The sequence below is a fragment of the Alicyclobacillus hesperidum genome (assembly GCF_900107035.1).
Taxonomy (GTDB): Bacteria; Bacillota; Bacilli; order Alicyclobacillales; family Alicyclobacillaceae; genus Alicyclobacillus; species Alicyclobacillus hesperidum.
In genome coordinates this window covers 14,550-28,556 of the sequence record NZ_FNOJ01000017.1, presented here as the reverse complement: position 1 = coordinate 28,556, position 14,007 = coordinate 14,550, and the positions used below count along the sequence as shown (strand labels likewise).

Sequence of the window (14,007 nt, the reverse complement as noted above, 5' to 3'; positions counted from 1 at the left end):
TCAGTCTAGGCTTTTGTCGACGGCGCCATGTTGTGACTCAGCGCGTCGGGAGGAACCGGACGTGAAAACAGAAAGCCTTGGGCCTCATCACAGCCGAGCGACTGGATGACGGCGAGTTGTTCTTGCGTCTCCACGCCTTCGGCAAGGCAGCGCATACCCAAGTTGTGCGCAATGTCGATGATGCTGCGCACAAGTGCGCGCGCCTTCTCCTGCGTAGAAACATGTTGTGTGAATGAGCGGTCAATTTTGACGAGATTCAGGGGAAGTCTCGTCAATCGGCTCAACGAGCTGTAGCCTGTGCCAAAGTCGTCCAGCGAGACCTCGATACCAAGCGCACGGCAACCACTAAGGAAGTGATTGGCAATATCTGCATCCATCATCGCGCTTTCCGTAATTTCGACTTCCAGATATTCCGGCGGCAGGTCTGTCTCCTCAAGAATGCCACTGATGATGCCAAGAAAACGCTCGTTCATGACCTGGTGCGGCGAGAGATTGACAGCGACCTTTCGCGGTGTACCTGCTTCCAACCACCGTTTCGCCTGTCGTGCGGCGGTGCGCAGGCACCACTCGCCGATGGGGACAATAAGGCCTGTTTCCTCCGCGATCGGGATGAATTCGGCGGGAGATACTTGTTCTCCAGACCGCCGCGTCCAACGAATCAAGGCTTCGACGCCGACCGTTTCGCCTGAGGCGACGTTTACTTTTGGCTGGTAGACCAATTGAAACAAGCCCTTTTCCGCCGCTTCGCGCAGTTCCTGTTCAAGCTCCAGGCGCGCCATGGCCGTCGCGGCGGTAACCTCCTCAAATACGTGATAGGTGCTGCGTCCAGACGATTTGGCTGTATACATCGCCAAATCCGCATGGCGCAACAGCATGTCCCGCGTGCAACCATGCCGCGGATAGCTGGCGATGCCCAAGCTTGCAGTCACATAAATGGATCTGTCCTCAATCAAAAGAGGGCGGTGTAATCGTTCCATTAAGGTGTTTGCAATATCAATGGCCGACTGCAGTGGTTGATTGAACAACGTGATGGTAAATTCATCGCCGCCCATGCGGGCCACAAAGCCGGGATTGCCAACGACATCCTCGATCAGCCACGCGACACGTTGCAAGAGCTTATCGCCAAACTCGTGCCCAAGGGTGTCGTTGACCGATTTAAACCGGTCGAGGTCGACGAATAGAATGTGCATCTCTGCGCTCGTGTCGGCTTGCGCAATAAATTGATCCACTTCGGATTCAAACATCCGCCGGTTGGGCAGTTGCGTGAGCGCGTCGTGAAACGCCATATGATTCATTTGGTCCGCAGCGGCACGTTCGCGGGTAATGTCGCGGGCGATGATAAATACGCCAGTCACTTCGCCATCGACGAGAATGGGAATTTGAATGGCGCTGACGATCACGGTCTGTTCGTTCGGACCATGTAAGGCGAATTCGGAATGCGTCGTTTCGCCCTTGATGGCGCGATTGTAATCGCCAATGACTTCTGCGCGATCGCCCTCCTCGATCATCGACAACATCGCCGGCGCATCCAGGCTGGCCGCCAGTTCGCCAATTAGGCGTCGCGCCTGTGCGTTCATGTCCAGGCAGTTGCCGTGCGTGTCAAACGTAAAGATGGCATCCGAGTGGTACGTGTACAGCGAGCGGAAGCGCTCATCGGCAGACTGGATGAGACGTCGGTCTGCTTGCAGGCGGCGATCCAGAATACTTGTTGCAATGGCCAGCAAGAGAACCATGACGCCAAAAATGGCGACGACGATAGCGAGCGCGCCATGGGCGGGTATATCCATCTGCGGACTGTCCTTGTTGACGCGGAAGACGGTCGCCCACATGCCGGTGTAGTGCATGCCTGCGACGGCGACGCCCATGACAAGCGCACAAGCGATTTTGATGCCATAGGCGCGCCAGCCGTTTGCACGTGCGAATGCGAAGGCAAGCGTCAGCGCGACAAATGACGCGCCAACGGCAATGACGCAGGACAGTGCGAACAATAGCGGCCTGTAGGAGAACGATCCGGCCAGCCGCATCGCGGCCATGCCCGTATAGTGCATGCTAACGATGCCCGCGCCCATAAATATCGCACCGATGCCGAATTTGAAACGCAATCGATGCAAGCGGGCGACCACAAACAGCGCAATGATGGAACCAAGCATTGCGAATACCAGCGACAGTGCGACGATGCCCCAATTGTATGTCATGGCGACAGGCAACATGAGTGCGAGCATGGCGATAAAGTGCATCGACCAGATGCCAATGCCCATCACTGCGCCGCCGGAAACCATCCACCATGTCTGTGTTGAGCCGCGCGTTTCGACGACGCGCCGCCCCAGATCCAAGGCCGCGTACGATGCCAGCGACGCGACGATATAGGAGAGTATCACAAGTCCCAGATGGTAGTGTTGAGACGCGATGTGCACGTCAGACAATCATCCCTTCAAAGCGCGAACCGCTGCGTGTTCCAGGTTCTACTGATGCCGTAGGCGCGGTCAGCAAACAGTGGAGCGCAATAAAATTGTTAGGTACTCAATTCGTGACAAAGACATGGAATCCCTTTGGAAATGTGGCGGATTTCATGATTGATATTTAGCTAACAGGCTATATAATGATGCCAAGAGATCGTGGGGGTGGTACAGGTGGCTGGTGAGCGGAAATCTGCGCTCAGTTGGTGGGGGTGGGCTGCCTGGGGAGCGGTGTGTGCCGCAAGCGGGATCTTATATCCGCACCTGCCTGCCGTTGTCGCAACGCACTTCGATGCATCCGGCAAGCCAAATGGCTACATGAGCCGCCTCGGAGCGACCATCGTGATGCCCATCATCATGCTTGCGCTCATTGGTCTTTGGAACGTGTTCTGGCGGATCGATCCGAAGCGTGCACAATATGCGGGGTTTTGGTCGACGTACCGGTTCTTCGGTGGCATTGTCGTCGTCTTCATGGGCTGTATTCAACTATGGTTACTCTTGCATGCGATTGGCGTACCGGGAAGCTCGCAACGCGTGCCGCTCAGTCTCATCGGCTTGTTTGTGGCCATACTGGCCAATTATCTACCGCGCGTGTCGCCGAATTGGCTAGTTGGTATCCGGACGCCGTGGACGTTGGCCAGTGAGGAAACGTGGCGGCGCACGCACCGCACCGCCGGTGCTCTCGGCGTCGCGACCGGCCTTTTGTGCGTCGTCTGCGCATGGGTCGTCCCCATACACTTTGCCATTTTGGGTATCCTCGTGCTCATCGTGGTTTGGGCAGCCCTGTCCACCATCCTATCTTACGTGTACTTTCGACGGGGCTAAAGGTTTTCAACCTGCGGCGTTAGCTCGTCGTGCTGTCCGCAGGCGCCCAGGTAAACGAGACGTTGCGCTGTCCGCGAAATGGCGACTGGTTGCCGCCAATGAGAGTCCACGAGCCGTTTGCGGTCTCCTGCCAAAGCCCGCCGATATCGCCACCGTCGCATACCAACGTACCTTGCGGCGACCAGGCAAAGTAGGGAGGCAGTGCGTCGGGATCCGATGCTTTTGTCTTGTTCCAGATACACACCCAGCGCCCACTTTGCAACTGGAACAATTGACAGGCTGTTCCGTCGCTGACCGTGAGCACACCTTGTGGCGACCAGCCAAATTCGCGGATTTTATCATGCCCGACGGCTTGTCCGAGGCCGTTGACTTCGTGCCAATGTCCTCCGCTTAGCTCCCAAAGCCCGGTTGATCCGGACGTATGACCAGCAACATACAGATTCCCTTCTGGTGACCAGCCAATCTGTTGCACATCCGAAATGGGTGTCGGCACACCCCCGGCAGGTGTCCATGTTCCGTTCTCGTACGTAAACGCGCCATGCCCGCTCGAACCGACAGTCAACTGCCCGGAAGGAGACCATTGTATGGTCAATGTGTCGCCCGCAAACGGCGCGTTCTCGCCGCCGAGTGCAATCCACTTCTGACCTATCTGCTGCCAGATGGTCGTTGCGCCATTGTCCGGAATGGAGACGACTGTGAGGGTGCCTTTGGGCGACCAGAGAATGGACGTGATGTAACCCATTTGTGTCGTTCCGGGAACTTGTGTCCAGCCTTCATTCGTTCTTTTCCATAGTCCAGCCAGTTGGCCATCATCTGTTGCGGCATATAGCGTGCCATCTGGCGCAAAGGCATGAACTTGCACGTTCGCATCGCCCTGTATCTCGACAGGTCGCCAACCGCGTTGATAAAGCCACAGAGCACTTCCACTGCTACCACCCGTCAACGTGTCACCATTGCCGGGTGTCGTGGCAGCGACTTCGCCGGTTGCGGACACGTCGACCGTCTGAAACGCCGACGAGGGCGCGTTGACGACGGAGGCAGCCGGCAGGTAAATCCATTTGTTGTGGACAAATTCGGCGACGACTGTCGATCCGCCCGCCACCAGAGCTCCCGGTTGCACGCGTGCCGGTAGCGCATTTTCTGTTTCCGACTGCTGCGGCCGATTCGTCGTGTCGCATCCTGCCACCATGATCATCATGGCACAAAGAGCGGCGCAAAGCCGCATCGCTGGTTTGGTTCCGCGCATGGAATCACCTCGAGCCTGATATTACGTGTTCAGACATCAAATCACAAACAAAATGGTGTGAGTGTCATGAAACAGCCAAATGTATTGGTGGAGTTTGTTATACTGAAAGCGTTTTGACATCGATGGCCGCAATTGATCTGATCGCTGTGACGCAAATAGATCTTTCGTGACGAGTTTCGACAAGTGGGGTGGGACAGATGACACAACAAAGGTTGCGCTGGGGCGTGCTTGGATGCGCTGATATCGCAATTCGCAAGGTAATCCCCGGTATGCAAAAGTCGCAAAAAAATAGCGTGATCGCGCTGGCCAGCCGCAGTCAGGAAAAGGCTGCTGCGACGGCGGCCCGCTTGGGAATTGCGCGCGCTTATGGCAGCTACGAAGAATTGCTAGCGGATCCAGACGTGGACGCGGTGTACATCCCGCTGCCGAACCATTTGCATAAAGAATGGACCATTCGCGCCGCACAGGCCGGAAAACACGTTCTTTGCGAGAAGCCCATCGCGCTTTCGGCGGCAACGGCTCGGGAGATGGTGGAGGCTTGTGCGAATAGAGGTGTCTTGCTCGCTGAGGCATTTATGTATCGTCACCATCCGCGTTATGAACGCATAGTGCAAATCGTGAGGAGCGGGGAGATAGGAGCTATCCGCGGCATTCACGCGACATTTACGTTCAACAATGCGGCCGATCTCGGCAACGTGCGGTACCGCCGCGATTGGGGCGGTGGATCGCTCTATGACGTCGGCTGTTACCCAATCAGTGCAGCTCGGCTCATCCTCGGTGACGAACCGGTGGCGGCGACGGCAGTGGGATTCACATCGTCGCAACACGACGATGTAGACATGATGGTGTCGGGACTGGTCGAATTTCCGAAGCGCATCGGTCTGACGTTTGATTGTGCGATGTGGGCTGCTCCCCGTAACACGCTCGAAATTTTGGGCAGCGATGGGCGGATCGAAGTGGTGAATGCGTTCGTCGGGGAAGATATGTCATTTCAAGTGATCACGTCGCATGGCGAGCGCGTGGAGGCGTTTCCGAGTTTTGACCCGTACACTTTACAGGCGGACGACTTCGCTGAAGCCGTGCTCACGGGTGCACCGCTTCGCTTTCAACCTGTGGACGCCATCGCCAATATGCGCGTCATCGACGCGTGCTTGCAGTCGATGGCGTCTTGTCAGCGGATTGAAATCGCGAAGTAACTCAGTTGCCCATCTCCCAAAGTCGGTCAGGCCGCAGGTGTTCGGCGAGCAGTTTACTTTGTTCGCGGTGGCGCTTGCGGGCCTCGGCGCGCGCGGGAGCTGTTTCGTGCAGCTTTTTTTCTTCAGGGGACTCGGGAATCACTTTCGGTACGGGGACGGGACGGCCATCCGGGCCGAGTGCGACAAAGGTCAAAAATGCGGTTGCTGCAATCATCCGCTCGCCTGTGCGCAGATGTTCGGCGACGACTTTGACGAACACCTCCATCGAGCTGCGCCCAGTCGACGTCACATACGACGTTAAGCAGACCGAGTGACCTTCGCGGATGGGAAGTAGGAAGTCGACGCTGTCGGTGGAGGCTGTGACGCATTCGGCGCGCGCGTGCCGCTCAGCCGAAATCGAAGCCACATCGTCAATATAGGCCATCAACTTGCCGCCAAACATCGTATTATGGTCGTTCAAATCCGAGGGGAAGACCCGTAGAATTTTCGTGGCGCGCGATTCTTTGCAAAACTTTTCTTCGCGATTGGGTTCCATCTGACCCTCACCTTTCTTTAGGCTTGCTTGACCCCATTTAGGAACCATTTCATTTCCGCAAAAAATTGTATCGCAGCGGGCGTGAACCAGCCAAACAGGTAAAGCGGATTCAAGACCTGCCAATTTCGACAAACACACAATTTCGTCATGTTTTAACCAGATCTGCAATCCTCAAAGGCCCCCCTGGGTGCTACCATGCGTGTAGCTTAATCCGGGAGGGCTTGTGGTTGAGGTTTCGCATGCGGTTTGTTCCGCTCAGTTCCCGCTTGCTGCCTGGCTATGGCACACTCGTTCTCGCCATCACGCTCGTCGGCATTGGGGTTTCCATCACGAGACCCTATTTGTCGTTGTTCGGCACGGACGTCGTCCATATGTCAGCGGCGGAACTCGGGCTATTCATGTGTGTCAATGGCATCGGTGGCATTTTGGCGAGCACCTGGCTTGGCAGGCTATCCGACTTGCGTGTGGCGAAAAAATACATCATGCTTGTCGCGGCAGCTTGTTCTGCCTTGGGGTATGGTAGTTTTCTCGTCATACACAGCTACTTGCCATTACTCATCGTCTCGACGGTGTTGCTTGGACTTGGTGCCTCCGCGTTTCCCCAGTTATTCGCTTACGCGCGTGAGACAGCCAGTCGGGTGCCGGACGTCGATGCGACGTTTGCTACGTCATCACTCAGGTCGTTTTTTTCGTTGGCCTGGGTCATTGGGCCGTTATTGGGGTCCTATTTGTTACAGGCCTATCACTTTTCTGGACTCTTTGCCGCGACAGCTTTCTTGTTTGTCGCCGTGCTCGCCATCGTCTTCTGGCGGATAGAACGGCGGCCACCTGCAGGCATTCTGGGTTCACAGCCGGTAAAGTCGTTTGCCGTGTTGCAAAATCGCCATGTCGTCACCGCCTGTGTGTCGTACGTTGCTGTATATACTGCGTCCTCGATGAATGGACTTTATATGCCACTCTTCGTGACGAAGGCGTTACACGGCTCAGACAGAATGGTCGGTTCGGTCGTCGCGTTGAGTGCGGGCCTCGAAATTCCCATCATTCTTGGGCTTGGTGCGCTGAGTGCGCGGCTTGGCAAGCGGCCGTTGTTGCTCTTCGGCTCCCTTTGCGGCGCCTTGTATTACGTCGGAGCCTGGTTTGCACAAAGACCGTGGGAAATGCTTGCGTTGCAACTTTTTTGTGCGACGTTTATCGCCATCAGTGTGAGTATTGGCATGAGCTATATGCAGGATTTCTTGCCTGATGCTCCCGGGTCTGCGACGGCGCTGTACAGCAATACGAACAACCTTGGACAGATGCTCGGCAGCTTGCTGGGTGGCGCCATCGCACAATGGGCCGGGTATCGCGAGGTGTATCTCGTGTGTGCCGTCCTTGCCGCCACCAGTTGGCTTTTCTTGCTACGCGGCAAACGGTTTAAGGCGCAAGAGCAAAAGGCTCTACGTGCCGCCTTGACGTCGCAGGATATCGAGACAACCCAAACACGGCGAGCGGCAAACGGAGATTAGTTGGCCGAGGCCATCACTGATAGCGATGGCCTGGCATCGTCATGCCAGGTTGTTGCGCTTGTGGTTGCGATCCGCTCGTATATTGGGCGGCCGGCTGATGGTACGGCACCTCTTGGTAGGTTTGCGCCAGGTTTTGTACAGCTTGGGCAGGTGCCTGCTGCGCTGCATACCAGCCTTTGCGCACTGCGTATTGCCACACTTCAAACGCTTGGTGCGAGCACATCCGGAAGGCATCCTCTAAAAATGTGCGCATCTGTACGGTGGACGTCTCGAATGCAGCCCAAGCGTATTCGCGGCCGGCCCGTTTGAGTGTCAGCAAATACGACGTCGTAATGGCGCGATCGTCCAGTTGTTGCAACTTGATTTGCGGTTGTACGGGCTGCACGGACATAGGGTGCATCGGCATGGGTTGCATAGACGGCAGCGGGGGAACGTCGAGCGTATCGGTCGAACCCTGTTGCTGTTTGGCAAATTCCACTTTCATGTTGTAATCCTGCACGTGCACCGCGTAGTGCCTGGCAATCATGTCGCGCAGTTCTTGATCCTGAGCTTGGTTTAAAAAGAGTGCCATCGATTGAATCGAGTTGGTGCAGCTTAGCAAAAGCTCGTTGAGTTCGGCCATCTCGTGCGTCAACATCTGCATCGTATCGTCCTCCAAAAGAGATCAATGGTTTCCTCGTCGATTAACATGTGGATCCTTTTGTGCGTTATACACGAAAAATCCAGATGGAAAGCAAACGTGTGCGGGCGATGGTGAAGGTGGGGGTGAAGACACTTATGAAGAAAAACAAAAAACCGCCTCCCAATGCTTCGAACATTGAGAAACGGCTTCCTATGTACCCCGTTCTGCCGTGGGACAATCGGTTTTGAACCTGCTCTCACAGGTGGGTATCCTATCGCTTGATTCAACCTTCCACTCACGGAGGCATGGCATCTTCAAGTCTGGAGTCGGATTCCCATATTACTCGCCATAGATTAAAACCAAAAAATGTCCCACCAACATCACAGGAGTTTGTGTTCGACAGTGTAGCACGTTTTGCAAGGGATCGCCAGCTTATTGATGTGTCAGTTTTTGGGTGATTATAATCTTGCTGATTATCCCAATCTCTTGTAGCGTAATAAGGAATCATGTCGGAATTTAGCGGTTATACCTTGCCATTGAGCGAACGTACACTTCAGAGAGACGAAATGGATAGGGGCGTTGGGTGGGATGAGTTCGGTGCCAAGTGAATCCGTCAGGGATGCGGCGAAGAAGCCCGCGGCTGCCCGACAATCGGGGATTCACACCGTAGATGCCTTGCGACGTGGTGGGACACATGGAACCGGTCCCGACCGTCAGAGCGTGCTCAGGCAGAAGTTACAGGAGGCAAGGCGGGATCTGCTGGATTTGACCCTGCGTAACAATATGCTCAATTTTCGTCTGCCAAAAAGTCAAGGTGTGTACCTGGACCATCAGCCGATTGACGAGGTTTACAAACGCTTGGTGGGCGAACGCTTGAGCCTCAATTTCTTTGCCACTGTACTGGAAAACAAGGTGCCCGATGAAGCAGTTTTGGACGGAGAAGCGGAGAACAGCGAAAAGACAGAAGGCACGCAGGCGGGAGCCCCTGACGACGGATCGCAGGTACAAGGCACAGTCGCTGGCGGCGAGCTTACTCTGTCTGCGCCGTACACGGCGAACCAATTGAACAAACGCTTACTCAACACTTTTCGCACAGCGCGAACTTCGTTGGAAGAGCAAGGTGCGAACACGTTGTTTCTCGCAATGGGTTTTCTCGAGTGGTATGAATCGGAGTCGAGCGACAAACCGCTCATGGCGCCACTTGTCCTTGTGCCCGTGACGCTTGAGCGGGATACGGCGCGGGATCGGTTTACCGTCAGGTACTCCGAAGAAGAGGTTGTCGCGAACCTTTCGCTTCAGTATAAGTTGAAAATTGATTTTGGAATTGAATTACCAGAACTGGAGGTGGACGACGAACGCAGCTTGTCCGCCTACATCGACTCCATTTCGGAGACTGTGGCCAAGCAGGAGCGCTGGATTGTCCACGCAGACCGCCTGCTCATGGCTTTTTTCTCATTTGGGAAATACTTGATGTTTCGCGACCTTGAGGCAGACCTTTGGCCGGACGTGGCGAATCCGCTCAACCACGACATCCTTGCGTCCCTCCTTGTCGAAGGATTTCGCGAGGAACCGTCCGACATCGACGAACTCGCCCGCCTTGACGACACTTTGCCGCTCACCGATATGCAGACGGTGATGGATGCGGACAGTTCACAGTTAGCTGCCGTCGTTGATGTAGCTCGCGGGCGCAATCTGGTCATTCAGGGGCCGCCCGGAACGGGGAAGTCACAGACAATCACGAATGTGATCGCAAGGGCCGTCCTGGACGGCAAAAGCGTCCTCTTCGTGGCAGAAAAGATGGCTGCCCTGGAAGTCGTGAAGAGTCGCCTTGAGAAGGTTGGCCTTGGTGCTGCATGTCTGGAGTTGCACAGTAACAAGACGAACAAGCGCCAGCTTTTGACCGAACTCGAGCGCACTTGGCAACTGCGGGGGACGGCTGGGGTACCGGAGACAAACGAACTCGAGTACAAGATACAGCGGAGCAAGCTAAACGAGTATATCGACGTACTTCACCAGCCGATGGGCGGCTCGGGGGTGACGCCGTACATAGCGATGGGGCAACTCATACGGTGGCAGGAGCGTATGATAGCGGAGAGATGGCCCGCGTTTGATGTAGATACCAACTGGACGCGAGAGTTGTTCGTGGAGCGTCGGGATTTCCTGCGTGACTTGCAGGCATTCCTGAAGGAAATTGGCGTACCCGTGGAGCATCCATTCTGGGGTTGTGCGTTGACAGAGACCCCGACCGGCGCTCATCACGAAGCTCTGGTGAGCGCACTGACTCACGCTGTGAATGCCGTCGGGGAACTCGCCGCACGGTGGGAGAATGCGAAGGTGTCGCTGTCGATCCAGGGAGGCGACGCATGGCCTGAAGTGGATGCGGCGGTGCAGGTGCTACGCCTGCTGTCGACGGTGCCAGACTTGGCGGGTGTCGACGTGCGGGACACGGCTTGGGCAGACTTCGCCACTTGGGTGGATACCGTCAAGGCAATGCAGAGCGTGTACGAATTGAAGGCAAAGTACGAGACGCTCCTGCTTGCTGACACGTGGACAAAGGATCTGGCTCCTGTGCGGACACGTATCTTAGCGCACCAGTCGTTCTTCGGGCGGATGTCGGGGGAGTACAAGAGCGCGCGAGCACAAGCGATGGCCTGCTTGCGTTCGCCGCAAAAGCAGTCGGAAGCCGAGATGTTGGCGTGGCTGAACGACGTGATTTACGTCCAGCAGACGCAGGAGCGTGTGATGCAGCACGAGGTGACGTTGGCAAAGTTGCTGGGAGGCAAGTGGCGCGGCGTCGACACGGACTGGAAAATGTGTGCAGAGATCGTCGGGTGGATGGTCAATTTGCAGCAACTGTGTATGCGAGGAGAAATCCCCGGGTGGGTAGTTGACCTGCTGGTACGCCCGGACATTCGCGAAGCCGCGACTGGCACGTTGGCGATACTCGAACCAGCAGTCGCAGAGGCGCGTTCAACGGTGCGGGTGGCCGTCGAGAAGCTGCAGTATCGACGAACAGACGTTGAGCGCGGTGAGACTACAACGAACGGATTGAATGGCGGATCGGAAACTGCTGGTTTGACGGATTCTATTGCTGCAGACGACGAGCAACTGCGCCGGTGGCAGGGTGAGTTGGATACTCTGTCCGGGATCGTCCGATGGAACTTGTTCACGCGGCGCTGTGATAAGGTGGGCCTAGGTTCGGTCGTTCACGCCGCCGCTTCGTGGCGGTATGCTGGAGACAGCCTCGTCGATGCGGTGACGTACCGTTGGTACGAAGCGTTACTGCAAGTGGTGTTCAAACAGCATCCGACCATCGCGGAGTTTGCGGGCAACGCGCAGTGGGGTACGGTCGAGCGGTTTCGCGCGCTCGACGAGGAGATGACGAGGATTACGCAGAAACTAGCAGCCGCTGCGCATCTGCAGCGTATCCCTTCGCGCGAATCGAGTGGCGGTGAACTAGGTCTCTTGCGCCGCGAGATGCAGAAGAAGGGTAGGCATATGGCAATCCGCCAATTGCTTGCTAGGACGGGTCACGCCATTCAGGCGCTAAAGCCGGTGTTTATGGCGAGTCCAATGTCGGTCGCGACTTTCTTTCCACCTGGCAGTCTCCACTTTGACCTCGTCGTATTCGACGAGGCGAGCCAGGTGCAGCCAGTGGATGCACTTGGTGCCATCATACGTGGGCGGCAGTTGGTCGTGGTTGGTGACAGCAAGCAGTTACCGCCGACCAACTTCTTCGACGCGGCGGTGGACGACGAGGAAGATCCTGAGGACACAGATGTGCACACGAGCGACATGGAAAGTATCCTCAGCCTCTGCGTCAGTCAGGGCATGCCGGAGCGGATGCTGCGCTGGCACTACCGCAGTCGGCACGAATCGCTCATCGCCTTGTCGAACGCGGAGTTTTATGATGGGCGGCTCATCCTGTTCCCGAGTCCTGAACGGAAGTCGACCACAAAGGGTTTGGTATTGCACCGGCTCGAAGATACCGCATATGACCGCGGTAAATCCCGCACGAACCGCCTCGAGGCGCGGGCAGTCGCGCAGGCTGTCATGGAGCACGCGCGCGCCTTCGTAAATGGAGATACCGACGAAACGCTTGGCGTCGTGGCGCTTAGCAGCACGCAGGCGGAGGCTATTGAAGACGAGGTCGATCGCTTACGCCGGGCGAATCCGTCCTGTGAGCCGTTCTTTGCGGCGTCTGATGAGCCGTTCTTTGTGAAGAACCTTGAAACTGTGCAAGGTGACGAGCGCGATGTCATCTTCGTCAGCGTCGGCTATGGCCGCGACAAGGATGGATATCTGGCGATGACCTTTGGCCCGCTTGGAAAAGCTGGCGGCGAGCGACGGCTCAACGTGCTCATCACGCGTGCGCGCGTGCGCTGCGAGGTGTTCACGAATCTGCGCTCCGAAGACATCGATTTGCATCGGGCGAAAGGTGAAGGCAGCCGCGTGTTCAAGGCATTCCTGCGTTACTGTGAGACAGGGAAGTTAGACCTGCCGCACAGCACAGGGCGCGAGGCAGACTCTCCGTTTGAAGAGGCGGTGCGCGACGAACTCGTGCGGCTCGGTTACCAGGTTGACGTGCAGGTTGGATCCGCCGGGTTCTTTATCGACCTTGCGGTGGTCGATCCCGATGCTCCCGGTCGCTACCTAATCGGGATCGAATGCGATGGAGCGACGTATCACAGCTCGCGCAGCGCGCGCGACCGCGATCGGCTGCGGCAACAGGTGCTGGAGGGGCTCGGCTGGACGTTGCATCGAATCTGGAGCACAGATTGGTTTCGAGATCGCAAGAAGGCGCTCGCCAAACTCGTCGCTGCGATTGAGGAGGCGAAGGTTCGGGCGAAACGGGAAAGTTTGGAGCAAACAGAGCGGCCCAAGCGCGCCAACACAGGATTTGTTGAGTCTAGTACGCTGGCTGAAGAAGCGTCAAGCGCGGACGCTATGGCGACGTCTCGCCCGCGTCACTCAGAAGCCGTGCAGGAGATCCAAGCCTCAGCTGCGGGCGCGGTGACGGAGCCTTACGTGGCTGCAACGCTTCATATTCCGCCTTTAGGCGTCGAGTTGCACGAAGTGGCCATCGGTCAGTGGGCAAACTGGATCGCTCAGGTTGTCGAAATTGAAAGTCCAGTTCATGTGGAAGTGGTGGTGCGGCGAATCGCCGACGCGTGTGGGATCAAGCGGATCGGCAAACGCATCCGGGCGACCTATGGCAATGCTGTGCGGTACGCGGTAAGTCAACAGCTTGTGAAGATGGATGGTGACATCCTGCTGAGCCCGAGTCTAGATACGATGCCAATCCGCTCGCGAGCAGATGTTCCCACTTACGAGAAGCAGATGGAGTATATCGCACAGAGCGAGATTGCGGCGGTCATGATGGCACTCATCGATCGCGCCTACGGCTACTCGGAGGAGAGTCTGATTGTTGATACGGGGCGTGCACTTGGCTTTTCGCGAGTCACGCAGGACATGCGAGATATCTTATCGCGCGTGTTTGCGTCGCTGCAGAACAGTGGCCGCGTACGTCTAGAAGGCGTTAACTACGTCCGGGCGGGGGACTGACCCGCCCCCTCACCTACCGGACATGCAGCCAAGGCACGCCCGTTAGACTATTTGCCC

General features: G+C 56.6%; 8 protein-coding genes and 1 other RNA gene. 4 read left to right on the top strand and 5 right to left on the bottom strand.

Annotated elements, in window-relative coordinates:
• Positions 1-5: 5 nt before the first annotated feature.
• Positions 6-2,414: an EAL domain-containing protein gene (locus BLU70_RS11525; RefSeq protein ID WP_074693544.1), complete on the bottom strand. Its 2,409-nt coding sequence runs from the start codon at positions 2,412-2,414 to the stop codon at positions 6-8.
• A 216-nt stretch (positions 2,415-2,630) separates the two neighbouring features.
• Between BLU70_RS11525 and BLU70_RS11520 the strand changes: the two genes are divergently transcribed.
• On the top strand, positions 2,631-3,281 hold the full coding sequence (locus tag BLU70_RS11520) for an SdpI family protein (protein ID WP_074693543.1): 651 nt from the start codon (positions 2,631-2,633) through the stop codon (positions 3,279-3,281).
• Positions 3,282-3,300: 19 nt separating this feature from the next.
• On the opposite strand, the gene BLU70_RS11515 is transcribed toward BLU70_RS11520, so the two are convergent.
• Entirely contained in the window at positions 3,301-4,527 is a 1,227-nt protein-coding gene (locus BLU70_RS11515) for a WD40 repeat domain-containing protein (protein WP_244885192.1), read from the bottom strand.
• A gap of 197 nt (positions 4,528-4,724) precedes the next feature.
• Between BLU70_RS11515 and BLU70_RS11510 the strand changes: the two genes are divergently transcribed.
• The gene (locus BLU70_RS11510) at positions 4,725-5,723 is read left to right on the top strand and encodes a Gfo/Idh/MocA family protein (protein WP_074693542.1); all 999 of its coding nucleotides are present in this window, start codon (positions 4,725-4,727) and stop codon (positions 5,721-5,723) included.
• A 1-nt stretch (position 5,724) separates the two neighbouring features.
• Here the strand turns inward: BLU70_RS11510 and BLU70_RS11505 are convergent, their stop codons facing one another.
• A complete protein-coding gene (locus BLU70_RS11505; RefSeq protein WP_040290375.1) occupies positions 5,725-6,258 on the bottom strand; it encodes an acyl-CoA thioesterase in 534 nt (177 codons plus the stop codon).
• Positions 6,259-6,485: 227 nt separating this feature from the next.
• On the opposite strand from BLU70_RS11505, the gene BLU70_RS11500 reads away from it, so the two are divergent.
• Complete coding sequence (locus BLU70_RS11500; RefSeq protein WP_074693541.1) at positions 6,486-7,763, top strand: sugar efflux transporter; 1,278 nt, start codon at positions 6,486-6,488, stop codon at positions 7,761-7,763.
• A 13-nt stretch (positions 7,764-7,776) separates the two neighbouring features.
• On the opposite strand, the gene BLU70_RS11495 is transcribed toward BLU70_RS11500, so the two are convergent.
• Positions 7,777-8,406 (bottom strand): spore coat protein, encoded by a 630-nt coding sequence (locus BLU70_RS11495; RefSeq protein WP_040290331.1) that lies wholly within the window; start codon positions 8,404-8,406, stop codon positions 7,777-7,779.
• A 191-nt stretch (positions 8,407-8,597) separates the two neighbouring features.
• A non-coding RNA gene (gene ssrS / locus BLU70_RS11490) (6S RNA) lies at positions 8,598-8,777 on the bottom strand.
• A gap of 196 nt (positions 8,778-8,973) precedes the next feature.
• On the opposite strand from ssrS, the gene BLU70_RS11485 reads away from it, so the two are divergent.
• Positions 8,974-13,950 (top strand): DUF3320 domain-containing protein, encoded by a 4,977-nt coding sequence (locus BLU70_RS11485; RefSeq protein ID WP_074693540.1) that lies wholly within the window; start codon positions 8,974-8,976, stop codon positions 13,948-13,950.
• The last annotated feature ends 57 nt before the right edge of the window (positions 13,951-14,007 follow it).